At 44.0% G+C, this 24276-nt stretch carries 23 protein-coding genes and 2 pseudogenes; 23 read left to right on the top strand and 2 right to left on the bottom strand.

Translation table 11 applies throughout. The features are described from left to right. Positions 1–7: 7 nt before the first annotated feature. The 10 genes from tssE (at position 8) to ACPUEK_RS17920 (ending at position 13434) form a co-directional block, all read left to right on the top strand. Positions 8–475, top strand: coding sequence for a type VI secretion system baseplate subunit TssE (gene tssE / locus ACPUEK_RS17965; protein WP_425641705.1), 468 nt, complete (start codon positions 8–10; stop codon positions 473–475). Beyond that, positions 475–2301 carry a type VI secretion system baseplate subunit TssF gene (gene tssF / locus ACPUEK_RS17960; protein ID WP_425641704.1) on the top strand — a complete coding sequence of 609 codons (1827 nt, stop codon included), beginning with the start codon at positions 475–477 and terminating at the stop codon, positions 2299–2301. The genes tssE and tssF overlap by 1 nt, the downstream gene beginning before the upstream one ends. Beyond that, the gene (gene tssG / locus ACPUEK_RS17955; RefSeq protein WP_425641703.1) at positions 2298–3386 is read left to right on the top strand and encodes a type VI secretion system baseplate subunit TssG; all 1089 of its coding nucleotides are present in this window, start codon (positions 2298–2300) and stop codon (positions 3384–3386) included. Before tssF ends, tssG begins: the two co-directional genes overlap by 4 nt. Before the next feature lie 12 nt (positions 3387–3398). Further along, complete coding sequence (locus ACPUEK_RS17950; protein WP_425641702.1) at positions 3399–5066, top strand: protein kinase domain-containing protein; 1668 nt, start codon at positions 3399–3401, stop codon at positions 5064–5066. Continuing rightward, positions 5063–7714 (top strand): type VI secretion system ATPase TssH, encoded by a 2652-nt coding sequence (gene tssH, locus ACPUEK_RS17945; RefSeq protein ID WP_425641700.1) that lies wholly within the window; start codon positions 5063–5065, stop codon positions 7712–7714. Before ACPUEK_RS17950 ends, tssH begins: the two co-directional genes overlap by 4 nt. Further along, a complete protein-coding gene (locus tag ACPUEK_RS17940; RefSeq protein WP_425641699.1) occupies positions 7707–8342 on the top strand; it encodes a hypothetical protein in 636 nt (211 codons plus the stop codon). Before tssH ends, ACPUEK_RS17940 begins: the two co-directional genes overlap by 8 nt. A gap of 284 nt (positions 8343–8626) precedes the next feature. Beyond that, entirely contained in the window at positions 8627–9103 is a 477-nt protein-coding gene (locus tag ACPUEK_RS17935) for an Hcp family type VI secretion system effector (RefSeq protein ID WP_067032331.1), read from the top strand. Between the two features lie 113 nt (positions 9104–9216). After that, positions 9217–11064, top strand: coding sequence for a type VI secretion system Vgr family protein (locus ACPUEK_RS17930; RefSeq protein WP_425641696.1), 1848 nt, complete (start codon positions 9217–9219; stop codon positions 11062–11064). A 14-nt stretch (positions 11065–11078) separates the two neighbouring features. Then, positions 11079–12554 (top strand): YwqJ-related putative deaminase, encoded by a 1476-nt coding sequence (locus ACPUEK_RS17925; protein WP_425641695.1) that lies wholly within the window; start codon positions 11079–11081, stop codon positions 12552–12554. 1 nt (position 12555) lies between these two features. Next, positions 12556–13434: a hypothetical protein gene (locus tag ACPUEK_RS17920; RefSeq protein WP_425641694.1), complete on the top strand. Its 879-nt coding sequence runs from the start codon at positions 12556–12558 to the stop codon at positions 13432–13434. Here ACPUEK_RS17920 and nfi read toward each other — a convergent pair. Both nfi and ACPUEK_RS17910 read right to left on the bottom strand, forming a co-directional pair. Next, positions 13424–14101: a deoxyribonuclease V gene (nfi, locus tag ACPUEK_RS17915; RefSeq protein ID WP_425641693.1), complete on the bottom strand. Its 678-nt coding sequence runs from the start codon at positions 14099–14101 to the stop codon at positions 13424–13426. The two genes, ACPUEK_RS17920 and nfi, sit on opposite strands and share 11 nt — an antisense overlap. Positions 14102–14289: 188 nt before the next feature. Then, a protein-coding gene (locus ACPUEK_RS17910) for an IS3 family transposase (RefSeq protein ID WP_425641692.1) occupies positions 14290–15446 on the bottom strand; the annotation gives its coding sequence in 2 pieces (ribosomal slippage) (positions 14290–15198 and positions 15201–15446; 1155 coding nt in all). A 76-nt stretch (positions 15447–15522) separates the two neighbouring features. On the opposite strand from ACPUEK_RS17910, the pseudogene ACPUEK_RS17905 reads away from it, so the two are divergent. The 13 genes and pseudogenes from ACPUEK_RS17905 to erpA all read left to right on the top strand — a co-directional run. After that, positions 15523–15951 (top strand): annotated as a pseudogene (locus tag ACPUEK_RS17905) (polymorphic toxin type 15 domain-containing protein); the annotation flags it as partial. 16 nt (positions 15952–15967) lie between these two features. Beyond that, positions 15968–16651 (top strand): GAD-like domain-containing protein, encoded by a 684-nt coding sequence (locus ACPUEK_RS17900; RefSeq protein ID WP_425641691.1) that lies wholly within the window; start codon positions 15968–15970, stop codon positions 16649–16651. A gap of 140 nt (positions 16652–16791) precedes the next feature. Then, positions 16792–17739: pseudogene (gene tssI, locus ACPUEK_RS17895) on the top strand (type VI secretion system tip protein TssI/VgrG); the annotation flags it as partial. Between the two features lie 11 nt (positions 17740–17750). Further along, positions 17751–17888 carry a hypothetical protein gene (locus tag ACPUEK_RS17890; RefSeq protein WP_425641690.1) on the top strand — a complete coding sequence of 46 codons (138 nt, stop codon included), beginning with the start codon at positions 17751–17753 and terminating at the stop codon, positions 17886–17888. A 14-nt stretch (positions 17889–17902) separates the two neighbouring features. Further along, complete coding sequence (locus ACPUEK_RS17885) at positions 17903–18652, top strand: PAAR domain-containing protein (RefSeq protein WP_425641689.1); 750 nt, start codon at positions 17903–17905, stop codon at positions 18650–18652. Further along, positions 18630–18992 (top strand): hypothetical protein, encoded by a 363-nt coding sequence (locus ACPUEK_RS17880; protein WP_425641688.1) that lies wholly within the window; start codon positions 18630–18632, stop codon positions 18990–18992. The genes ACPUEK_RS17885 and ACPUEK_RS17880 overlap by 23 nt, the downstream gene beginning before the upstream one ends. 85 nt (positions 18993–19077) lie before the next feature. Continuing rightward, the gene (locus ACPUEK_RS17875) at positions 19078–19503 is read left to right on the top strand and encodes a hypothetical protein (RefSeq protein ID WP_425641687.1); all 426 of its coding nucleotides are present in this window, start codon (positions 19078–19080) and stop codon (positions 19501–19503) included. Then, complete coding sequence (locus ACPUEK_RS17870; RefSeq protein ID WP_425641686.1) at positions 19496–19843, top strand: hypothetical protein; 348 nt, start codon at positions 19496–19498, stop codon at positions 19841–19843. The genes ACPUEK_RS17875 and ACPUEK_RS17870 overlap by 8 nt, the downstream gene beginning before the upstream one ends. Positions 19844–19896: 53 nt before the next feature. Continuing rightward, positions 19897–20508, top strand: a complete 612-nt coding sequence (tssI, locus tag ACPUEK_RS17865; RefSeq protein WP_425643041.1) for a type VI secretion system tip protein TssI/VgrG — start codon at positions 19897–19899, stop codon at positions 20506–20508. 603 nt (positions 20509–21111) lie between these two features. After that, the gene (locus ACPUEK_RS17860; RefSeq protein ID WP_425641685.1) at positions 21112–21555 is read left to right on the top strand and encodes a DUF5675 family protein; all 444 of its coding nucleotides are present in this window, start codon (positions 21112–21114) and stop codon (positions 21553–21555) included. Beyond that, positions 21552–22040, top strand: a complete 489-nt coding sequence (locus ACPUEK_RS17855; RefSeq protein WP_067216750.1) for a hypothetical protein — start codon at positions 21552–21554, stop codon at positions 22038–22040. The genes ACPUEK_RS17860 and ACPUEK_RS17855 overlap by 4 nt, the downstream gene beginning before the upstream one ends. Before the next feature lie 176 nt (positions 22041–22216). Continuing rightward, positions 22217–23806 (top strand): peptide chain release factor 3, encoded by a 1590-nt coding sequence (gene prfC / locus ACPUEK_RS17850; RefSeq protein WP_425641684.1) that lies wholly within the window; start codon positions 22217–22219, stop codon positions 23804–23806. Positions 23807–23897: 91 nt separating this feature from the next. Next, positions 23898–24239 (top strand): iron-sulfur cluster insertion protein ErpA, encoded by a 342-nt coding sequence (gene erpA / locus ACPUEK_RS17845; protein WP_067032299.1) that lies wholly within the window; start codon positions 23898–23900, stop codon positions 24237–24239. Positions 24240–24276 lie beyond the last annotated feature (37 nt).

The raw sequence follows: 24276 nt of genomic DNA, 5'->3' as shown, positions 1-24276 counted from the left end.
ACCAGATTTGAGTGACGCACTGCAATTACCCTTTATTGAGCTGATTCAAGACGCAGCCCCTGAAAGTAAAATCGACCGGCATCGTCCTGAGGTTGAGTATTACATTCAGTACAAAGATAGTGTGATGCGAGATCTGCAGGACTTATTGAACAGTCGTTGTCGTTCTCTTAATCCATTTTCAGAAGTTAAGGGCGACGTCTTGTTGACGTATGGCGTAACAGATTTTGCTCACATCAATATTTCGTCACTGAGCGGGCGTGATGAGTTGCGCAGGAAAATACAGGAAACATTGCGTCTAAATGAACCGCGCTTAAGTGACATTAATGTCACGCTTAGCGAGGAAAAAAGCGATACCAATAGCTTAGGGTTTTGTATCAAAGCCAGGCTTATGTTTTACGGGGAGTCGGAAGCCGTGATGATTACAGCTTTATTCGAACCCGCATTGAAAATGTTTAATTTCAGGTCAGGAAGATAATGAAACAAGCGCTGATAGATGTTTACCAAAGGGAGCTAAGCTACCTTAAGCGACGTGGCGAAGCGTTTGCTAAAGAGCATCCTAAAATTGGTGCGCGCTTACATATCACGGATGATCATGCTCGTGATCCTCATGTAGAGCGCATCATTCAAGGTGTCGCTTTTCTGAATGCGCGAATTCGTAAAAAATTAGACGATGAATTTCCTGAGCTGTGTCAGACACTATTGGATGTGATTTATCCGCATTATTTACGTCCATTGCCAAGCTATAACATTATCAGCTTTGAGCCAGATAAAAATCTTACCAATTTATCGCATGCCCCTAAAGGTTTAGTGGTTGAGCACAGTGGACAGAATTCAAGTGAGTTATGTTTCTTTAAAACGGTGTATGACGCCCAGATTTTACCGTTTAAAGTGGGTAGCGCGCGCTTACAAACTTGTCCTGTTGAAGCACCGAATCCCGGCAGTTTTAACGATATTAAAGCCGTATTAAGCATTAGTCTGGATGCAGTTAATAGTGCTGTTGAAGCTGAGAAACTTGATTTAAATACCGTTCGTTTTTACATAAAGGGAACACGTCACTACAGCTTCGCTTTGTATGAACTTATTTTAAACCACAGTTTGAAAGTAGCGGTAGCAAAAGGTCCACATGACTCTGATGCCGTATTTTTAGACGTGAAAACAGCGCTTAAAACCGTAGGGTTTGAAGAAGACGAGGGCATGTTGCCGTATCCTGAGCAGTCGTTTATTGGTTATCGATTGCTGACTGAATATTTTGCTTACCCAGAAAAATTCTTATTTTTCGACGTTGATGTCAGTACCGCTCAAAGTGTTTTAGAAGGGCAGCATATTGAGCTGTATTTTTATCTTGATAAAGCCTTGCCAGATATCGAAGCGACGGTAGATAAAGATAATTTCGTATTGAATGCTACGCCTCAAATTAATTTATTTAAAAAACGCTCTGAGCCGACATTATTAGACTTTTCAATATACGAATACCCCGTGATTGCCGATGCGCGCCATCCAGATAGAGACGAAATTTATAATATTGACTCACTGTCGATATCTGCTGATGGTGGCAATATTGATTATATTAGCCCTTTCTTTGGGGTGAGTACGACACCTGATTCTGAGTTGAGCGATGTTCGTTGGCACACTCGTCGAGAAGAGTTGGAACAAGGCAATGTACGCAGTTTATTCCACTTATCGCTGATAAATTTAGAAAAAGCGCTCAGTACAAATAAGGGCGGTGTGTTTATCGCCAATTTGACTTGTTCTAATGGACGCCTGCCTTATCTTGCGAGTCAAAGGGAGAGCCAACCTAACCTTGTGCCGCGTGGAGGTTCCGCTGCGATTAGCAGAGTTGTCAGTGAGACGCCTTTTACAGATACGGTTCGTCCGCGTATCGACGATGACATTTATTGGCAGCTCTTGTCTCACTTGAACTTGAATCATATTTCTTTGACCGCAGGGGCATTAGGCTCTAATGCCTTCCAGAAAATTCTCTCGCTGTATAATTTTAATGAGACTGGCGAAAACGAAAGCGTTGTTAATGCCGTCCAAATTCAGTCCGTATCCCCAAGTACTATGCGCATTCTTGATGACAGTGGGATACCGTTTTTTTGTCGTGGCAGTCAAGTGACGTTGCTACTAGACGAGTCTCGTTTTGCGGGAAGTTCACCGTATTTATTTGCCGCAGTGCTGGAACGCTTTCTTGGTCTTTATACGCAAATTAACTCTTTTGTGCAGCTAACGGTTGAGTTGCAAGGCAGAGAAATGCCGTTATGCGCTTGGCCGCCACGCAGTGGGGATCAGGCACTATTATGATGAATGCCGCTGTTCCGTATGCATTACCAGACATCGATTTTTTCCAACGACTTCGGCTTCTGGAGGCCGATGCTCGTAAAAGCAATGAACTGGCTGATGCCCCCATTGGGTACGATTACCCGTTGTATCGGGAGTTTGTGGATTTTTGCGTCATACAATCCTTGGTTTCACCTTATGCGGCCAAACAAAAAATTGAGATGACGCCTATAGAGCATGGCTATCAGAAACGCATGCTTCATGTGGCTTGTTTTGGTTTGACCGGCCCGTCTGGCGTGTTACCTCAGCACTATACCGAGATGCTTGCTCAGCGTAATCGTGACAAAGATACGGCCTTAAAAGTGTTATTGGATGGCTTCAATGCCCGAGCTATTAGCTTTTTATATCGCGCTTGGCAAAAAAATCGCTTAGCCATTTTAGAAGAACAAGTAGGGAAAAATCCGCAGAGTACTCAGATTCATCCCGCTCGAAAAATGATGATGAGTTACACCGGGCTTCGCCATGGCGAATCGGCATCTGAAAGCGTTGAGCATAGCCCTGAGGAAGCGTCTACCGATGACGAGCTAAATGTGCCGAGCTGTGAAGACATTGCCTATTATTTTTCGGGCTACTTTAGTCAGCGACCTCGTAATGCCAATGCGCTACGTAAAATCATTGGCCATGTCTTGGGATGTGATGTGTCCTTAAAACAGTTTTTTGGTCGCTGGTTCGAGCTTGAACCGAGTCAGCGCAATGTTTTAGGTAAGGCCAATTGTGCATTGGGTCAAAGCTTTGTTGCGGGTGGGGCTATTTATGAAGGGGGCTTTAGTATGCGATTACGCACAGAGCCACTGGATTATTCTGCATTTCAGCGCATTAGACCCGGCGGTGTTTTGTTTGAGCGTCTTAAAGAGGTCTTATTTTCCTTTCTTGGGGCCGACTATTGGGTAGACCTACAAGTTGTATTGAAAGGGCACGATCGGCCAGCACTGCAAATAGGAGAGGGCTCAAGCTCGCAACCCTCTTTAGCGCTTGGTGAAGGACTCTGGTTATCCAGTGAACCGGCTGACCATGATGTTGCAGATACTGTTTATAACTTAAATCGTTAATCTGGTGTGACCATGAATCAACTTGGACGATATGAATTAAAAGAATTGATCGGCGAAGGTGCGATGTCTCAGGTGTATAAAGCCTATGACCCCGCGTTGCAGCGTACGCTGGCCATCAAAGTATTAAAACCTGATTTTGCGCAAGACAAAGAGCGCCTAAGTTATTTCTTAAACGAAGTGACCATCTCTGGAAAGTTGAATCACCCCAATATCGTACAGATTTTTGATGTGGGTGAAGTCGATGATGTACCGTTTATTGTGATGGAATTTGTCGACTGTGAAAGCCTTGATGAATGGTTAGCTCGACAGCACGAAGTCCCCTTGGAAACGGTGATTGATATTGTTGGACAACTTGGCGCTGCTTTAGAATACGCTCATTCAAAGGGCATTGTGCACCGGGATTTAAAACCGAGCAATGTACTGATTGAATCGAATGGCCGTGTTCGCTTGACCGATTTTGGCGTCGCATATCTGCATGAACAGACCGATGTTCAACAGGTCGAAGAAGGCGAAACGATTGTGGGGACGCCTTACTATATGTCTCCTGAGCAACTGGCAGGCAAAACACCTGATCAACGCAGTGATTTGTATTCCCTTGGGGTCGTCATGTATCAATTGGTGTTTGGGACCTTGCCTTTCGAAGCCTCGACTATTCGCGATTTGTTTAATCTTATTCAAACCTCAGATGTGAATTTACACACATCTCGTTGTCCTCATGCAGTGAAAAAAGTCATTCGTCGCTTGCTGCATAAAAAGGCTACGTTCCGTTATACCAATGCCAAAGAGCTGCTCAGACAACTAGAAGCTTTGGATTTAGAGTTGGCCAATCAAGCCAGTAAATGGAGTGAGCGTATTACGGCTACGTGGCTCTATACCGCCGTAGTAGCGGGAGCCTGCAGTATTTTGTTAATTGGGTTTTTATTATTCACGCTGAATGATTTATCAAAAAACCTGACACAAGTACTCAGCGATTACGGCAGCATGTTGGTACAGCAGACCAAAGAGCAAGTGGATGAAGCCTTGCTACTAAACGACGGTCTGGCTTTGGCTGTTTCAGCAGAGCGTATCGCCTCGAATGAACAAGTAAATTACTTATACATCACAGACCACAGTGGCACGATCAAAGCCTCTAGTGATGCGCAAAGTATTGGCACCGTCTATCGAGCCCCTGCTGAGTTACAGCCTTTGACTGAGCATCAAGGTAGCCGAGTTTCACAGTTGCCTCCCAGTGCGAACAATGGCGAGCGGGTCTACAACTTCAAAGCGCCGATTTTATTTAACGACAAGGTCATTGGCAGTGTCGTAATGGGGTTGTCAGCACGTTCTATTGACGATGTGTGGTGGCGTACGACGTCTGTATTAGTCTGCTTTATTTTACTTGTCTGCATGTCTATTTCTGCATTGGTATTTTTTATCTGCCGTTTCTTTACCAGCGAATTTAAGCATTTGGGAAAAGCCATGCAGAGCCTTTATGTCGGCAATTACTTTACCCGCTTACCGGTAAGCAAAATAGATGAAGTGGGCTATGCCAAACGTCAGTTCAATGAACTGGCAGAGCAAATGGAAACCTTTATTAAAGAATCTGATCCAGATATTGAGCAAGCACAGCTGAGCGAATCTGAGATCGAAACCGATGACAATAAAACCGTGGTAATCCGCAAAACAGAGGATGTTACATGAACACACGAGCACTAATTGGTAAATTATCCGCAACCAGCCGAGCCGCTTTTGAAAGCGCTGCATCCTTAGCGGTCACTCACAAGCATTACGCCGTTGAGCTTGAGCACATTGTCTTGGCGCTTACGCAAGCGCCTGCAACCGGTGCACGTCAAGCGCTTAGCCGTTACAACGTCAATGTTGATCAGTTGCAAGGGAATATCTTGACCGTCTTTGAACGCTTTGACAAAGGTCATACCGGCGCGCCGTCGTTCTCCCCTAATGTGGTTGAGCTGATTCGTAAGGCGTGGCTATTGTCGAGCCTTGAATACGGCGATGAAGACGTCGCGGGCAATGCGTTGCTGGTTGCCTTGTTTAAAGAGCCAGCAATGGCATTACAATTGACCTCTCAGCTTCCAGCGTTGGCTCAATTTGATCAAGAGGACTTTGTTCGCAATGGCCCGAATCTTATCAAACTTGAAAACCCGAATGCTGGAGGGAGCCAAGGTACTCAAGCCGATGGCGCGGCAGAGGCCAGTGTTGGCAATCCTGCTCAAGGAGACAGTGCACTCGCGTCATATACGCTTGATTTAACCGGGCGAGCGCGCTCAGGTGAGTTAGACCCAGTGGTCGGTCGTGAAGCAGAAATTCGTCAGGTGATTGATATTTTGTGTCGTCGCCGTCAAAACAATCCCATTCTGACCGGTGAAGCGGGTGTCGGTAAGACGGCTATTGTAGAAGGGTTAGCACAGCGCATTGTCGATGGCGATGTACCAGACTCGTTGCAAGATGTCGATATCCGTATTCTTGATTTAACGCTGCTGCAAGCCGGAGCCGGTGTACGAGGGGAGTTTGAAAATCGCCTTAAAGGGGTCGTTGAAGAAGTTAAGCAGTCACCTAAGCCAATCATTCTTTTTATAGACGAAGCGCATACTTTAATTGGTGCGGGCAACTCTGGTGGCCAAGGGGATGCGGCTAATATCTTGAAGCCAGCCTTGGCACGAGGAGAGTTGCGCACTATCGCTGCGACGACTTGGGCTGAGTATAAAAAGTACTTCGAAAAAGATGCGGCATTAACGCGTCGTTTCCAAGTGGTCAAAGTGGATGAGCCAAGCCCTGAGAATGCCATGCGCATGCTGCGTACGTTAGCACCGCATTTTGAAGCCCATCATCAAGTCATGATTTTGGATGAAGCCATTCGCGATGCGGTATTGTTGTCGAAGCGTTATATCTCCGGCCGTCAGATGCCAGATGTGTGTGTATCGGTACTGGATACGGCGTGTTCACGCGTCAACCTAGAACTCCGTAATGCCCCCGCTGCACTGGATAACTTAAATGCCAGTTTAGATCAGCAGCAACGTGAACTGTCTGCATTAGAGCGTGAAAACAGCCTTTATGGTGGCTTTGTCGAAGAAGTTGAAGCGCTGCGCGCGACGATTGATCAACTGGAATCTGAGAAGGTTATCGTTGAGCAAGCGTGGCAAAAGGAAAAGGCGTTAGTTGATCAGATTGTAGCGTTACGCCAACAGATCAGTGACGCGGATGTTGAGCAAGCGTTGGAATTGGTGGCTTGGAAAGAAGAGTTGACCGCCCACCTGGTTGAATTAGACGTTCTGCAAGGTGAAGCGCCGTTGGTTCGTCCTCATGTGGACAGTCAAGTGATTGCCGAAGTCATTTCTTCATGGACAGGCATACCTGCGGGTCGCATGGTTTCTAGTGAGATTCAAAAAGTTCTGACGGTTCAAACAGAGTTGCAAAAACGCATCATCGGCCAAGACCATGCATTGGATGCAGTTAGCCAAAGTGTACGTATTGCCAGTGCTAAGCTGAAAGATCCGAAGCAGCCAATTGGCGTATTTATGTTCTGCGGCAGCAGTGGTGTCGGTAAGACAGAAACAGCGTTGGCGTTGGCGGATTTACTGTACGGCGGCGAGCAAAATCTTACGGTCATCAATATGTCCGAATTTAAAGAAGAACATAAAGTATCGCTGCTAATGGGCGCGCCTCCGGGCTATGTTGGCCACGGTGAAGGGGGCGTACTGACCGAAGCCGTTCGACGTAAGCCATTCAGCGTTATTTTGCTTGATGAAATGGAGAAAGCGCACCCTGGCGTGCAAGATATCTTCTATCAAATCTTTGATAAAGGCAGTATGAAAGACAGTGAAGGGCGTGATATTGATTTTCGTAATACGCTGATCATTATGACCTCTAATGCTGGTACTGAGACCATTTCTCAGTATTACGCTGACCCTGATACCGCGCCAGCACCGGAGAAGCTCGAAGGGCTGATCAAAGACGAAATGTTGAATTACTTTAAACCAGCCTTCTTGGGGCGTACTCGATTGGTGCCTTTCTTGCCACTAACGGACGATGTAATGAGCAACATTATTCGTCTACAGCTAAATCGTGTCGGCCAGCGTTTAGCTGAGCAATACAAAGCACAGTTTGAGTTCAGTGATGCCGTAATCGACACCATCGTAAGTCGTTGTAAAGAAGTGGATACAGGGGCACGTAATGCGATTCACATCATCAATCGTACCTTGTTGCCTGAAATCTCAATGCATGTGCTCGAATCGATGGGTGAAGAGCAAAGCATTATAGGCGTCACCATTGATATGGACGATAACAGTCAATTCACTTACCAACTTCAGCGGAGCCCTAAAAATGCATAGCGTATTGAAGCGCTTATCAGCACGTTGTTTTGCTCTCGGTGTATTAGGGGGGGCTGCTTTATTGTCAGGGCCCGCCTTAGCGGCAGAAAATGATAACTTTCGTGTGGCATTACCGGAAGGTTATGAGGTGGCGTCTTACACAACGAATGCGAATTTAGACGGTGGCTTGGTTAACTTTGCAGCGAGTAATGGCAGTAAGCGATTACGTTTGCAAAGCTATTTAATGGAATACATGCCTTCAGATCTACAAAAGCAGGCCGTATCGAATCCTTCTCGCTTTGCAAAGACTATTTTATCGACAAGGCTTACGAAAGATTGTGTAAATTATAAGGTGAATATTGGGCAAGTTAGGCACTACAACAATGGCCAGCATATTAACTGGTGGAGTGTGTGCGAGCAGGTAAATAGCGCTGCTAGCTATGAATTTGAACGAGGTCGATTATATATAAGTGATTTCGGAACATACATATATAGCCATTACGAGACAGGGAAGGGTAAAGACTTTAAGTTTTCTGTAAAGGAAGTTAAGTGGTTTGACCGTTACCTAAGCAACAGTGCTTTGTGTGAGAGTGGCAAAGATTGTGGTTTAGAAGGTAAACTTGTCGATAAAATATTTGTACAGAAATAAACAATAGAAATAAGATTTTTTCTATTGTTTTAATTAGAAATGTAGGTTGGTTAATAAATGCGACATATTAGCCAAATAGTAAGACAAGGATGTCTGTTCTAATGTTTTCTATATTAGAACTCCCCATCCTGTTATTGGTTTTCCAAGATTACTAACTACTAAAGATTTATTTCATAAAATAAAGTGAACTAATTTTAATGCTTGATTTTCAAGTTATCGGAATTGGCTTAATTTTATGGGGTAAAAATCCAGTAAATTAATTTTTTAAAAGGAAGTGTAAAACCATGGCAATCTATCTAAAAATTGATGGTATTGATGGCGACGTAACAGCAGCGGGTCATGAAAATTGGGTTGAGTGTGACTCAATGGATTGGAACATCAATCGCAGCCTATCTACTAAACCTGGTCAAGGTAAAGATCGTGAGTCTACAACACCTGTTATTGGTGAAATCACGTTAACAACAAAGATGGATAAAACGTCTCCGTTGTTCTTCGTTGAGTCTTGTGTAGGTCAAGGTAAGACAGCAATGATTCACCTTGTTCAGACGACTCCTGAAGGCATTGAGACGTACATGGAATACACGCTGACCAATACGCTAATCAGCGGTTACAACGTTGTATCGAATGGTGACCGTCCAGTAGAAGCCATCGCTCTTAACTTTACTAAAGTTGAAATGAAATACACGTCTTGGAACGAACAGCATCAGCCAGAGGGCAGCGTGCCTTCTGGTTACGACTTGGCTACAGGTATTCGCTCGTAAGCAATGTCTTCAAACCACAGCCCTTTGGGTTGTGGTTTGTTTTGTTTATTCAAAGCGCATTTTAGGTTGGATGTTTAATTCTTATTTCTTAATTAGGAACAACAAGGAAGTATATGGCTGATTTCTCCCAAAAAAGCCGCCTTTTGGCGATTGACTCACCGCTTGGGCCTGACGCATTGCTGCTAGCAAGATTATCAGGTGAAGAAAGAGTGTCATCATTGTTTGGCTTTGAGATTGAAGTGTACTCCTTGCAGAAGCAGATCTCACCAGACCAAATAGTCGGTAAAAACGTCACCCTAAAAATAGTTCTAGTCGATGACAAAGGGCATTATAAACCTGGTAGCTATCGTTATATTAACGGCTATGTTCAAAGCTTCCGTCAAGATGGCCATATTCTGCAAGGGTTGCAGGGTTATACTGCTACGGTTGTGCCAAAGTTTTGGTTTTTAACTCAAACCAGCGACTGCAAAATTTTCCATGACTCTGCCGCAGGCAAAGACATCAAGCAAATTACCGACGAAGTTTTAAAATCGAATGGCTTTGGTGGCAGTGATTATCGACTGAGTTTAACCGGTGACCACCCAAAACGAGAATACACCGTTCAATACAAAGAAACGGATTTTAATTTCCTGTCTCGTTTATTCGAAGAAGAAGGTATTTTTTACTATTTCGAGCATAAAGCGGGTCAACACACACTGGTGATCAGCGACAACATTGGCGGTTATGGCCAATGCGAAGAAGCCTCTGTTGACTATCGTGCAGGCACCGCCTCCGCGCATACCATTCATACTTGGAATCATCGCTACGAATACCGTACCGGAGCCTACGCTCATCGCGATTACAATTATCGCTTAAACAGCCCCATGAAAGCCCACTCTGCCTATTCGGAAAAAACCGAAACCGCCAGCATGAAGGTGCCGGGTACGGATCAGTACGAACACTTTGTCTACCCAGGGCGTTATGTCGAAAAAGACAATGGCATTGGGGATTGGGGCGGTAGCTCACAAAATTGGGCGAAATTACGTGTCGAAGCAGAAGAAGCGCACCACGACATTGTGCATGGTGAGAGTGGTTGCCGCAGCTTTACGACGGGCCACAAGTTTACGCTTAAAAAGCACGACGATTCGCCCAGTGAAGCATCCGACTATATGTTGTTATCCGTGCGACATGAGGCACAAGATTACTCTTATACAGTGGGTGGCACGGACGATGAAAAAGACCAATTTTACGAAAACCATTTTGAGTGTATCCCCGCAAAAACGGTTTATCGCCCGCTATTGGTGACGGGGTGGCCTAAAATGCAAGGCCCTCAGAACGCGGTCGTTGTGGGGGAGCCGGGCGAAGAAATCTACACGGATAAAATGGGGCGGGTAAAAGTCCAGTTTCCGTGGCAGCGCACCGCAGAAGACGACAGCAACTTTGATGACAAAAGCTCTTGCTGGGTGCGTGTTAGTTCCATGTGGGCGGGTAAAAACTGGGGCGCTATTTTCTTGCCGCGCGTCGGCCATGAAGTAATTGTCGACTTTATAGACGGCGACCCCGATCGCCCGTTAGTCACGGGCAGCGTATACAACGTTGAAAACGTCCCCCCTTGGACCTTACCTGATAACAAAACCCAAAGCGGTATCTTAACGCGTTCCAGTAAAGACGGCACCGCTGAAAATGCCAACTGGCTGCGCTTCGAAGACAAAATGGGCGAAGAGCAGATCTTCGTGCATGCCGAAAAAGACCTCGATACGGAAGTGGAATACAACGAAACCCGCTGGGTGGGCAAAGACCGCAGCTCCGAGATTGCCGAAAACGATACGTTAAAAGTGGGCAAAGTGCTGTCGATCGAAGCGGGCGACATGATCAAGCTCGTCTGTGGCGGCACCATGATCAAAATGGAAAGCAACGGCACCATCACCATTGAAGGCTCGACCAATATCAAACTCAGCAGTCCTCGAATCGATCTAAACTAAGGGAGCGTTGTGATATGGGAAAGCCAGCAGCTCGAATAACGGACGCCCACGCCTGCCCGATCCATGGGCGTAACAGCATTACAGCGGGCTCACCCGATGTATTTACCAATAAGCTTAACTCCGCCCGAGTCACCGATGGTGAAGCCTGTGGCAGTGCCATCGTTGCAGGCTCCGCGGGCGTGTTTATCAATGGCCTACCTGCCGCACGACTCACCGACCCCACCAACCACGGCGGGGCCATTGCCTCAGGATCACCTGACGTCTTTATTGGCGAAATAGGCAGCGCGGGCAGCAGCAGTGTTAGCATCCGCAAAGGCAAGAAAAACAGCCCGAACGCCGGCGCAGCCGCGCCTGCATCAGCGTCAGCCTCACCGAATACCAGCGCAGCCGCGCCTGCATCAGCCGCTTCTGAGGCCGCAGAATACACGCCGGGCGAAGAGGCTTGGAAAGTTGCAACTGATATAGGGACTAGTATTCGCGACGGTTTTTTTACCGGATTGGCCGCGCTGCCTATGGTCGGTGATGACGCCTCACGCACCCAAGCTAGGGAAGACATCTGGCAAGATACAAAAGACATGGCTCAAGGTTTCAGTGACCTAGCGGGCCCGAGTATTATTGATGTTGCCAAAAGTGCTTATGGTGTCGTCACCGGCGACCCTGAAAAAGCGGCGGCCATTAGTGATCAGTGGGATCGAACGAAAGAGGTATATAGCAATATCGCCGACAGTGCCGTCGACGGCTGGAATGAAGCCGTGCAACGTAACGGCATACCGGGAGGCATTGAGAAGAGCGTTGCTGTCATCATACCGGAACTTCTTACGACCAAAGGAGTAGGTCCTGCAATCAAAGCCGGAAAATTGGGTAGTAAAGTCCCTGACGCGCCGGATCATGACGACTTATCGACTATGACATCCGAAGCTGAATTGCGTACAATCCGAGAGGAAGGTATTGCTTCAAACAATCTAACTCGTAGGCTTTCAGACGATGCATCAGAAATAATTTCTAACTCAACAAAAGGTCAGTTACGTAGACAGGCTGCTTTATCTAATGCGAGTATTGATGAATTAGACATAGTTTCTGGTAATTTCACTAATTTACCTGGTTCCGTAAAGAACTTTCCAGGTGTAAACCAAATTAATGATGATGTCTTCTCAATTGAAGACCAGACTGCTTATATAAATCAGGTCGAGAAACTATATGCTGACTCTGGGAGTCCACTAAATGCAGTAACGAGATCTCGAATATTGGATCACATCGGAGATAAGTCTATGCAATTTCCTACTCAAGCTGGCATACCCGGATTGCATGCTGAAGTCCAATCTGTAAATAACGTGATTAATCAAGCTCCCTTGGGATTTGATTTGTCAAAAATAAGCGTATCTACTATAAAGCTCTACCCTGGGTCCGGGCAAGGCTTACCATTCCCAGCTTGTACTAATTGTGGTGGAATTCTTTCTAACCATGTAAACATACTAACTGGAGTCAAATAGCATGTTGAGAGTAAATAAAATTGCACTTAGAGAAATAGAAGGAGTGCTTTTTTATAAAGGAGAGCCTTTCAATGGAATAGTTTTTTCACTAAATGATGGCATTCTGATTGACGCCTTTAAGTGTGAAAGCGGTTTTAGGAAAGAAGAGTATTCTTTTCAGTATTTTTCAAACATAACAGAAACTACGACTGTTGTTGATATGGATATCCTTGAAGCAGAGAACGATGATGACTATGAGGCTTTTCAGTGTTTGAATGGCAATCGATTTAGTGGTGTTGCTTTAGAGTTTGACGGAGATTTTTGTACAGGGGAGATTTTTTTCGTAAGGGGGTGGAGTGATTCACAAATCACCTATTTTCAATCAGGTAAACTCGATTCCGTTGAGCTTATTGAAGAACGTTTCTCCCAAATCTATCAATGGCATGATAGTGGACAGTTAAAGAGGTTTGAAATATCAGAAAGAGATTCTTTCTCTATATCTTTGGCTTTCAACTCAGTCGGAGAATTTAGTGCATTTGGATTAGAAGGAGATTATTTTGAGAAAATAAAAAGGGTCATCAAAAAAATTAAACTCCCTCTATATACTGATAAAACATCAGTATATAAATTAACCTCTGGAAGTTTTGCCTCTCTTTCTGGGAGTGCATTTAATGATGATATTTTTAAAATAATGTCTTTAAAAGGATGCTTCAATAAAACTCAAAACATAGTTTTGCATACTGCAATGACGAAAAAAAGTTTCAGCAACTTAAAAGACTTAAACCATTTGGTCAGATTAGTCATAAACTCTAACTCGTTAGAATTAAAAGATGCAAAAAATTTAAAGCTTGCGAAGCCAAATTGTTATATTGAGTTTAAAGGACAAGAAATCACAGTTTAGTTTTAAGAGCTAAGTTAACAGTTTGATCAGCTTTTCGGGTTGTTTCAGGCAGGCGGTAATCAGTCGATAGTTTTAATATCCACTCAGTTGCTGTTGTTAATGCTATACGATGACCCACAGAAACATAAATTGGGTTAATTTTGGTCTGAGTTCTTAGCACATTACCAATTACCTCACCATTGTCAATAAGAGGTGCAATCGCGCCTCTCTCTATATCGAGTTCTTGGTATTCACCTATTAATCGACTTTTACCACAACCAATGGTGGGAACATCAAAGATAACACCCAAGTGGCAAGCTAAACCAAACCGTCGAGGATGAGCATAGCCTTGCCCATCGCAAACAATTAAATCAGGTCTGGATTTCAGTTGCGCAAAAGCTTTTACTAATGAAGGTAACTCTCGGAAAGAAAAAAGGCCTGGAATGTATGGAAATTGTTCCTTTTCTTCTGCTGTAACTGTTTCAATTACTTCTAAAGTCTCAGCATCAATAATCACTACAGCAGAAATTAATTTATCACTTTCTTTAGAGTAGGCAACATCAACTCCGGCAACCAGCTTAACTTTATCTAGCAGATTTTCTTTGATCACTCTAGTCGCTAGATCTTTTTGTAGCTGCAAGGCCTCTCCTTCAGTGAGATCCCAAGAGTGATTGATAACGGGTTTCATTACTTATTCTACTCCATATCATCTGCTAAGGCTTGGAGAGTTAGCCTAGCTCCTAATCTAGGGTAATTAAGCGTCCTAAAAATTTCAATATAGATATGTATGTAATGCTCCTCTAGATATTGCACTAAGGCCTAAGGCTTGTATGTATACTCTATCGGGATGCGATCATTTGGTAGAGTGAATCGCCACTAGTTCAGTAGACACTTCTCAGTCATCTTTTCGAACAGTTTCTCATACTCAACAGGTGACAACATATCATTAGCGCTATGGCGTCTGACAGGGTTATAAAACATTTCTATATAATTAAAAATGTCTTGTTTTGCTTCGCCCCTTGTCGAGTAAATCTTTCGCTTCACTCGCTCTCTCTTTAAAAGCTGAAAAAAGCTTTCAGCAACAGCATTATCATGACAGTTCCCACGTCGACTCATGCTGGCTTGTAAGTTGTGATCGTCCAAAAATCTATGCCGCTCATAGCTCATAAACTGACTGCCTTGGTCTGAGTGAATCGTGACCCTTTGCTTTGGTTTTCTTCTCCATATCGCCATCATCAGTGCATCAAGAACAAGCTCCTTCACCATTCTTGGCCCCATACTCCAGCCTATTATTCGACGAGAATAGAGATCGAGCACGACGGATAAATATAGCCAGCCTTCATGTGTTCGGATATAAGTAATATCAGTAACCCACGCTGTATTTGGGCTTTCTGGATTAAACTGTCTTTCAAGCACGTTGCTGGCTATCGTATGTGTTTCTCCTGACCGAGCTCTAGGCTTTCGGTAACCCACCTGAGCCTTAAGGCCTGCTCTTCGCATCAGATAATGCACTCGATTAATACCACAAGCTTCATTCAAGGATCTCAGGTCTTGATAGATCTTTCGATAACCGTAGACACAACCCGATTCCAGCCAAAGTTGTTTAACAAGACCTGTTAGCCGTTCATTTTCCTTAGCAAGTTTTGATTTTGGCTCTTTCAACCAAACGTAATAGCCACTGGGATGAACATCGAAGAGATTACACAGTCGCCTTACTGAAAAGTCAGCACAGTGATCCCTGATAAAGGCGTATCTTAGTCTGGGTGGCTTGCGAAGTACGCCGCGGCTTTTTTTAACAGATCGCGCTCTTCCGTCACTCGCTTGAGTTCTTTTCGAAGACGAAGAATCTCGCTCGACTCAGCAGAGGCCTCTGCAAGCGATTCTGCCTCTGGGCCATATCGTTTAATCCAAGCGTATAAACTGTGGGTGGTGGTGCCTAAGCGATTAGCGACTTCAGCAACACTAAAGCCTGCTTCTGTCACTTGCTTAACCGCTTCAATTTTGAATTGTTCTGGATAACGTGTTTTGCTCATAAATACCTCTCAATTAGATCATTTTATCTAACTAAAAAGTGTCTAGCTAACTAGTGGCGATTCAAAGCTCACAGTTGGTGAGTATTTAGATAATCGCAAAAAGTATACGGACTTAATAAAAGAGCATGGAAATAAGAAAGCGCGAGAAATTCTAACGAAAGGCTCAGCTGCACAGCAAGATGCAAGAGATAAATTAGAGAGTAAGATGACTGATTCTGTAAGACGGTCGCAGCAAAATAGAGGTCTCTCTTCAAGGGAAGCTGACAAGATTGCAAAAAAAGCAGTTAAAGAGAAAATGGATACACTTGCTGCACTGCATGACCCTGATATGATTGCAGGAGGGCATGATAAAGACATTAAGCGAGTTGGAAATACAAATGTTAACTCATCTCTAGGTTCGCAATGGAAGGCTAGAGTTGCAGGCATGGATCGTGCCGCAGAGGAAGCAGCTGAGACGCATGGTCGTGATGCCAAGATGAATGTTGAATTAGAACGATGTAAATAGATTTAGAGGATGAGCTATGTCATATAAACCAGATGAAGAATTTGATTATTTTTTAGAAAAGTTTGGCTTGCCTGAATTTTCTGAGGCAGTCCCTGATAAAGTTTTTGAAAAATATAGAGGTAAACTACCTGAACAGCTATTTATATATTGGAGAGAGTATGGGTTTTGTACCTTTAAAAAAGGATTGTTTTCGTTAGTCAATCCAGATGATTATCATCACTTAATGACTGAATGGATTCATAGGACTGAAGCTTTCAAGGAAGATAGCTTTCATGTTATTGCACGATCTGGATTTGGTGATCTTTTTTTATGGGGAGAGAAAGCGGGAGACTCATACATAATAGAATCTAAGGATTCATGTTTATATAAAACAGACGGGTATCCTGATCTTATATCAAAAGGACAGGAAAACAAAGCTGTGCAGTTTTTCTTTGGTTCAAAGTCTCCTGAAGATATTGATTTGAAAGACGCTGAAACTGGGGGGGGAATATTTAATCAGGCTGTTAAGAAATATGGGCCTCTTAAGGCTGATGAGATGTTTACATTTGCTCCTGCGCTATTTTTGGGTGGAGAGAAAATAATAGGAAATATTAAGAAAGAAAATGTATATATTCAGCTGGATATACTGGCAAAAATGGGAGTTCCAGAGATATTAGATTTAGATACTCTCACAAAAAGAGCATTTGGCGTAGATTCCTAAAGAGTTGACTAACTGCTTCAGGTGAACATTCGATTAAGTCAGCTAATTAGCACTAAGTCACAGCTGACTTGATTTGCTTTTCAATTAGCCAAAAACCTCAGTTTCTAGTTTATCTTGTTCCCTAGTTTAAATACCGTACTGGAGCCTACGCTCATCGCGATTACAAATTTCGCTTAAACAGCCCCATGAAAGCCCATTCAGCCTATTCGGAAAAAACCGAAACCGCCAGCATGAAGGTGTCGGGTACGGATCAGTACGAACACTTTGTCTACCCAGGGCGTTATGTCGAAAAAGACAACGGCATTGGGGATTGGGGCGGTAGCTCACAAAATTGGGCGAAATTACGTGTCGAAGCAGAAGAAGCACACCACGACATTGTGCATGCTGAAAGCGGTTGCCGCACTTTTACATCGGGCCACAAGTTTACGCTTAAAAAGCACGACGATTCGCCCAGTGAAGCATCCGACTATATGTTGTTATCCGTGCGACATGAGGCACAAGATTATTCTTATACGGTGGGTGGTACGGACGATGAAAAAGACCAATTTTACGAAAACCATTTTGAGTGTATCCCCGCGAAAACGGTTTATCGCCCGCTATTGGTGACGGGGTGGCCTAAAATGCAAGGCCCTCAGAACGCGGTCGTCGTGGGGGAGCCGGGTGAAGAAATCTACACGGATAAAATGGGGCGCGTAAAAGTCCAGTTTCCGTGGCAGCGCACCGCAGAAGACGACAGTAATTTTGATGACAAAAGCTCTTGCTGGGTGCGTGTTAGTTCCATGTGGGCGGGTAAAAACTGGGGCGCTATTTTCTTGCCGCGCGTCGGCCATGAAGTAATTGTCGACTTTATAGACGGCGACCCGGATCGCCCGACCTTACCTGATAACAAAACTCAAAGTGGTATCTTAACGCGTTCCAGTAAAGACGGTACTGCTGAAAATGCCAACTGGTTGAGGTTTGAGGACAAAATGGGCGAAGAGCAGATCTTCGTGCATGCCGAAAAAGACCTTGATACGGAAGTGGAATACAACGAAACCCGCTGGGTGGGCAAAGACCGCAGCTCCGAGATGCCGAAAACGATACGTTAAAAGTGGGCAAAGTGCTGTCGATCGAAGCGGGCGACATGATCAAGCTCGTCTGTGGCGGCACCATGATCAAAATGGAAAGCAACGGCACCATCACCATTGAAGGCTCGACCAATATCAAACTCAGCAGTCCTCGAATCGATCTAAACTAAGGGAGCGTTGTGATATGGGAAAGCCAGCAGCTCGAATAACGGACGCCCACGCCTGCCCGATCCATGGGCGTAACAGCATTACAGCGGGCTCACCCGATGTATTTACCAATAAGCTTAACTCCGCCCGAGTCACCGATGGTGAAGCCTGTGGCAGTGCCATTGTTGCAGGCTCCGCGGGTGTGTTTATCAATGGCTTACCTGCCGCACGACTCACCGACCCCACCAACCACGGCGGGGCCATTGCCTCAGGATCGCCTGACGTCTTTATAGGCGAAATAGGCAGCGCCAGCGCAGCCGCGCCTGCATCAGCGTCAGCCTCACAAGCAGACAGCCCAAGTCTTATGGATACGGTTTCAGAGTCTGTCGGCGCCCATGAAATGTTGGATGCCGCAGGAATGATTCCAGTGGTTGGTATCTTTGCTGATTTAGCCAATGCTGTCTTCTATGCGATAGAAGGAGATGGACTAAATGCAGGCTTTAGCTTAGCCGCCTGTTTGCCGATCTTCGGACAAGCAGCAACGGCAGCGAAGTATGCGAATAAAGCCGTGGACGCTGTTGGGGCAGGTGCGAAAGCCAAGGCCAAGCAAGAGGCCGCTGAAGCCGCAGCCCCACCGTCCAGTAAACCACCGAAGAAAGACAAGGATCCTGAAGAGGCGAAAGAGGGTGAGGGTAAAGATGGTGGGTATGTTGAGGGCGGTGGGAAATTTAATGACCCAGAATTGGAAAAAGGTTATCAAAAGTATGTATCTCGTAAAAAAATCTGAAGGTAAAGCTTATAGAGATAGAGATTCGTGGAAAACAGAGTCAGATTATTGGAAAAATGATTCGCCAATGGCACGAGGTAATCGTTTCAATAAAAAAGCTGAAAAAGAGGGATGGTATGATTATAATGAAGTTCATTTGGAAAATGGAAAGCGATTAGACTCATATTCTGAAGGAGAAATAGTCTCTAGAAAAAGTACCGATTTTGATAAAATCAAAGAATCGACTTTTGAGGGTTATGTAGATGAAATTAATAAAAAATACTCGCCAGGAACGAAGATAAATTCTAGGAAGTATCCTGGTCTTAATGGTAAAGAGTTGAAAGGTGATCGTATTTTATAGGTTCCTGATGGGAATTTTAATTCATTAAATAAATCTAAATTTGAATCGATTGCTGAAAGTAAGGGTGTTAAAATGAGGTACAGAAATGAATGATAATCTTAAAGAAGCTTTTTTAGATGTTGGTTTTTTTGATAAATATTTTTTGATTTGTGAAAAATACCCTGAAAGAGACCCACTTGAGAAATTTGATATAAATTATATTTTAAATCTATTTTCAGAAGAAGGGTTTAATATTAAATATTTTAAAAAAGAACGTTTTTTTAGTGTTTTTTATACTCCTGAATTTTATATGAATTTTTCAATAAAACATGGATGTTGTGAATTTATTTTTGTTATTAATGATAGCGAAAGTATAGCTTATCCTGTTTCGAAAATTATTCGGAGTCTATCTAATGTAAAGTTGGATACGGTAAAAAAACCTTTTTTTAATAGCTATGATGAACTTTTTTTCTTAGTTTCATATTTTTTTGAATTATTGAAGATGCTTTTATACAGGTTGAATAATGGGTGAGATATATTTTTTGTTTTCTGGCACTATCTACGATAATAAAAAAATCAATCTTGTTTTAGATAAAGCTAAAAATAGTCCAGTATTTAAGGAAATAACTGATAAATACGGTGATAATACATTGCTTCTAAAAGAAGGTGTAGATTTTATTGAAGGTCGTATACAGTTGCCTATTGACGCTTTTGAATTAGATATCGATGACTTTATTTATTCTGCAGAGCACTGGTTCGATCTGTTGTCTGAGATAAGAAATAATAGTAATTTTAATGAGTATATAGCTGAAATAGATGGGGTAGAACTATTTTGGGACTCTAGTGAACGCAGCTACAAAAGACCGAGATAAAGTCATCTACAACTGTAGTTAACAAAATACGATGATATACGGAGCCAGATGCTCTGCTGTTAACCCGTTTGGTCGGGGAAGAGAAGGTTTCGACACTGTTTGGCTTTGAGATCGAAGCATACTCCTTACTCAAAGACATCCCGCCAGCACAAATAGTGGGCAAAAATGTCACTCTAAAAATCGCTCTTACCGATGACAGTGCGTTATTTCAAGCCGTTAGCTATCGCTATATTAATGGCTATGTACAGAGCTTTCGTCAAGATGGTAAAAAATTACAAGATTTACAAAGTTACACAGCCGCTGTCGTGCCTTCGTTTTGGTTCTTAACGCAAACCAGTGACTGCAAGGTTTTTCAGTTCAAAACGGTAAAAGAAATCGCTTCAGCGGTCTTTGCTGAAAACGGTTTTAGTGACTTCTCCTTTCGTTTGGTGGGCCAACACCCTGCACGCGAGTATTGTGTTCAATACAAAGAAAGTGATTTTGACTTCTTGTCACGATTGTTTGAAGAAGAAGGTATTTACTACTATTTCGAGCATTCGGCGGGTTCGCACACCCTAGTGATCAGTGATCATGTCGGTGGCTACGGTCAATGCGATGAAGCGGCTGTGGATTACCGCAGTGGTACTCACACAGCGCACTCGGTTCATGGAATGAACACACTTTGAATATGGAGTTAGAGCAGACTGGTGAGAACTTACTCATCACTCTGACAACTGATGCCGGCTCTTATGAAGCGACTAACGAAATAATTCTGCTAGGTGTCCAAGCAGCTGATTTTACATCTAGTTCCTATGACTTTTATGCTCATGGATGATGATTTTTTGATCAGAAGGTGGTGATCTCTTCTCTGAAGTTAATCATCAAAAATCTACTATAAGAATCATTATCCGAGAATTCAATTTCGAAGTGCACCATTCTTTAAATTACACGGCACTTCGTAGCTCATCAAACAAGACTATAAGTTAATTTGATCACTTTTTTTAGGTCATCTCTTACTTATGACTCCCTGTATCAAGCCACTTTATGCATTCAGCCAATAGGTCTATGTCTTAGTTAAATAATGTGTTCATTTTTTCTTTCATAGTGATCGTTGTTTGATACTCCATTAAAAAAATTAAATAAATGAATTTTCTATTGTCAGTTTGTTGTGAGTTTTGTGTGTTGCGGTGTCAGGAATTCGAAATACTCGTGAGTCGAGGTTAGTGGCCTACTTATCCGGTGTTAGCATAGCCGCTGTATAAAAGCGCAGTATATATAAGGATTTACGTATGGGTAATAACACTCACGTGCGAATAAAGCTTGATCGACAAGAAACCTCTGCCAATGCCACTCGTGGCGTATTAACCATCGGTGGCAAAGCGGGCACTTGGTACATTTTAGAGCCAAGTGGCCCCGACTCCACAACGGAAGGCTCGGATCAACGCATTTCTCAGGGGACGTATCGAGTGACGTCTTATTCTTCACCCAAGTATCCTGATGCATTCGAGTTGAAAGACGTGCCCGGTCGTACATACATTTTGATTCACCCTGGTAATTTTCACTCTAATACCGAGGGGTGTCTAATGCCCGGCAAAGTGAAAATGTCAGACAACAATGATCTTGCTGTTGGACGAAGCCGAGTTGCGTTTAATGAAATAAAAGCGCATCTAGTCGGGGCGCAGCGCATAACGATCGAGATTAGTAATTCAATTATAGGAGACGCTTCAGAATGATTCGGAAATTGATGGCGGCAGGACTGTTGCTGTGTTCTTTCATGGCATCGGCTCAGACCTTGATTGAGACAAACATGTCTTGGCTGACACAGCACCAAGAACAGGTTGAAATGAGTTTATCGTCCGCAGAAGAAGAGAACTTTCTACCGGCTTTAAATACCGTGATTTTAGTGTGGGAGCACCGTGATGGTGCGTTAACCGCTGAAATCTCGCCTTATATCTTGAAGGCGATGATTGCGGAACCTGAATTAACCTTGGCCGCCTTGTTTAACTCGCCTGCGTCTTTTAACCGCTGGTTGAGCCAGTTACAAGGCCAAGTATTTATGGCGGTAACGCCAGAGCAAGTGGTGCAGCTTAATGACTTAAAAAAAGCATTGGAAGTGTCATTAGCAAGTTACATCATCAAGCCGGATTCACAATTTGATGAACAAGCAAAGCGATTGTTAGAGCAGGTTCAAGCCTCTTCCGTCTATATGGTCGATTAGTTTAAGTGGTATAAGGGGAATAATGACAAGCAGTCGTGTTCCTAGATTGTTTATATACTCAATATGAGCGAAAATAGCGTCCAATCCCTATTATCAAAACAAGCTTGCAGTGAAAAAGTCCCTCATTAGGGACTTTTTATCGACATGTGAGTTTGTGAATACAAAAGAGTTTCTAAATGGCTGACCAGCATTTTCTTGATGAAGTAAACAAGCGCCGCACGTTTGCGATCATTTCCCACCCCGACGCCGGTAAGACAACGATTACTGAAAAAGTATTGTTGTTCGGACGTGCGATTCAGTCTGCCGGTACGGTAAAAGGTCGCGGTTCCAATGCGCACGCCAAATCCGATTGGATGGATATGGAGAAAGAGCGTGGTATCTCGATCACGACGTCGGTGATGCAGTTCCCATACAATGATTGCTTGGTTAACCTGCTGGACACTCCTGGACACGAAGATTTCTCGGAAGATACCTACCGAACGCTAACGGCCGTGGATTCTTGTTTGATGGTGATCGACGCGGCAAAAGGTGTCGAGGCACGTACCCGTAAGTTAATGGAAGTAACGCGTCTGCGTGATACGCCGATTGTAACGTTCATGAACAAATTGGACCGTGATATTCGTGATCCGATGGATCTTCTGGATGAAGTAGAAAACGAATTAAAAATGATGTGTGCACCGATCACGTGGCCTATTGGTTGTGGCAAGCTATTTAAAGGTGTGTACCACATCCATAATGATGAAACGCTGCTTTACTCCACGGGTCAGGGTCACAAAATTCAAGATCTACGTGTTGTAAAAGGCTTGAACAACCCTGAGCTAGATGAAGCCGTTGGCGAAGAGTTGGCCGAGCAGCTACGAGAAGAGCTTGAGTTGGTGATGGGCGCATCGAATGAATTTGATCAAGAGCTGTTTCTAGCGGGTGAGTTAACGCCAGTTTACTTTGGTACGGCCTTGGGTAACTTTGGTGTCGATCACATGCTGGATGCCTTGACGCAATGGGCACCGGCCCCAATGCCGCGTGAGACACATGATCGCCAAGTGGAAGCCACAGAAGAGAAATTCTCTGGTTTCGTCTTTAAAATTCAGGCCAATATGGACCCGAAACACCGAGATCGCATTGCGTTTATGCGTGTGGTATCGGGTACGTACAAGCAGGGCATGAAAATGAATCATGTTCGTTTGGGTAAGCAAATCAGTATTTCCGATGCCGTCACCTTTATGGCGGGTGATCGTTCACGTGCTGAAGAGGCTTTTGCCGGTGACATCATTGGTTTGCATAACCACGGTACGATCCAGATTGGTGACACTTTTACCCAAGGCGAAAACTTAAAGTTCTCTGGTATTCCAAACTTTGCGCCAGAATTGTTCCGTCGTATTCGCTTAAAAGATCCATTGCGACAGAAACAGCTATTAAAAGGCTTGGTGCAGCTTTCAGAAGAAGGTGCGGTGCAAGTGTTCCGCCCGATGCAAAACAATGACTTAATCGTCGGTGCGGTCGGTGTTCTTCAGTTCGATGTGGTTGTGGCGCGCTTAAAAGCGGAGTACAACGTGGAAGCCATCTACGAAAATATTAACGTGGCAACAGCGCGTTGGGTGCAGGCGGAAGAAGGTAAGAAGTTCGAAGAATTCAAACGTAAGAGCGAGGCAAACTTAGCATTGGATGGCGGTGATAATTTAACTTATATTGCGCCGACAATGGTGAATTTGAACCTAGCAAAAGAACGTTACCCAGAAGTTGAGTTCCGAGCAACGCGTGAGCACTGATCTATACTTGACTAATTTACTTGGTTAAGAGGATAATCTTGCCATTATTTTAATGGTGTAAAGGTGTCTCGATACCTTAGTGGAGAAAGCAATGGTCGAATCAGCTGACCCTATTTCAATGACGGATGCTGCCGCAGCAAAATTGCAGTCATTGATTGTGGAGGAAGAAAACGAGCGCTTGATGTTGCGTGTGTACGTGACAGGTGGCGGTTGTTCTGGCTTCCAATACGGATTCACATTTGATGAAGAGTATCAAGAGGACGACACAGAAGTGATGCGCAATGGCGTAAAGCTGGTAGTTGATCCGTTAAGTTTCCAGTACTTGGTGGGCTCAGAAGTCGATTATAAAGAAAACTTAGAAGGTGCACGCTTTACCGTGGCTAACCCTAATGCATCTTCTACTTGTGGTTGTGGTGCGAGTTTTAGTATATAGGGATTCGCATTGCGAAAGCGTTACCAGTAGTCTTAGA

It is taken from the genome of Marinomonas gallaica (genome assembly GCF_049821165.1).
Classification (GTDB): domain Bacteria; phylum Pseudomonadota; class Gammaproteobacteria; order Pseudomonadales; family Marinomonadaceae; genus Marinomonas; species Marinomonas gallaica.
Note: the sequence above shows the minus strand (reverse complement) of the source record. Positions and strands in the feature narration are given on the sequence as shown.

Coding starts and splice junctions, on each gene's coding strand:
- tssF (WP_425641704.1), top strand. CDS start 475: ATGAAACAAGCGCTGATAGATGTTTACCAAAGGGAGCTAAGCTACCTT.
- tssG (WP_425641703.1), top strand. CDS start 2,298: ATGATGAATGCCGCTGTTCCGTATGCATTACCAGACATCGATTTTTTC.
- ACPUEK_RS17950 (WP_425641702.1), top strand. CDS start 3,399: ATGAATCAACTTGGACGATATGAATTAAAAGAATTGATCGGCGAAGGT.
- tssH (WP_425641700.1), top strand. CDS start 5,063: ATGAACACACGAGCACTAATTGGTAAATTATCCGCAACCAGCCGAGCC.
- ACPUEK_RS17940 (WP_425641699.1), top strand. CDS start 7,707: ATGCATAGCGTATTGAAGCGCTTATCAGCACGTTGTTTTGCTCTCGGT.
- ACPUEK_RS17935 (WP_067032331.1), top strand. CDS start 8,627: ATGGCAATCTATCTAAAAATTGATGGTATTGATGGCGACGTAACAGCA.
- ACPUEK_RS17930 (WP_425641696.1), top strand. CDS start 9,217: ATGGCTGATTTCTCCCAAAAAAGCCGCCTTTTGGCGATTGACTCACCG.
- ACPUEK_RS17925 (WP_425641695.1), top strand. CDS start 11,079: ATGGGAAAGCCAGCAGCTCGAATAACGGACGCCCACGCCTGCCCGATC.
- ACPUEK_RS17920 (WP_425641694.1), top strand. CDS start 12,556: ATGTTGAGAGTAAATAAAATTGCACTTAGAGAAATAGAAGGAGTGCTT.
- nfi (WP_425641693.1), bottom strand. CDS start 14,101: ATGAAACCCGTTATCAATCACTCTTGGGATCTCACTGAAGGAGAGGCC.
- ACPUEK_RS17900 (WP_425641691.1), top strand. CDS start 15,968: ATGTCATATAAACCAGATGAAGAATTTGATTATTTTTTAGAAAAGTTT.
- ACPUEK_RS17885 (WP_425641689.1), top strand. CDS start 17,903: ATGGGAAAGCCAGCAGCTCGAATAACGGACGCCCACGCCTGCCCGATC.
- ACPUEK_RS17880 (WP_425641688.1), top strand. CDS start 18,630: ATGTATCTCGTAAAAAAATCTGAAGGTAAAGCTTATAGAGATAGAGAT.
- ACPUEK_RS17875 (WP_425641687.1), top strand. CDS start 19,078: ATGAATGATAATCTTAAAGAAGCTTTTTTAGATGTTGGTTTTTTTGAT.
- ACPUEK_RS17870 (WP_425641686.1), top strand. CDS start 19,496: ATGGGTGAGATATATTTTTTGTTTTCTGGCACTATCTACGATAATAAA.
- ACPUEK_RS17860 (WP_425641685.1), top strand. CDS start 21,112: ATGGGTAATAACACTCACGTGCGAATAAAGCTTGATCGACAAGAAACC.
- ACPUEK_RS17855 (WP_067216750.1), top strand. CDS start 21,552: ATGATTCGGAAATTGATGGCGGCAGGACTGTTGCTGTGTTCTTTCATG.
- prfC (WP_425641684.1), top strand. CDS start 22,217: ATGGCTGACCAGCATTTTCTTGATGAAGTAAACAAGCGCCGCACGTTT.
- erpA (WP_067032299.1), top strand. CDS start 23,898: ATGGTCGAATCAGCTGACCCTATTTCAATGACGGATGCTGCCGCAGCA.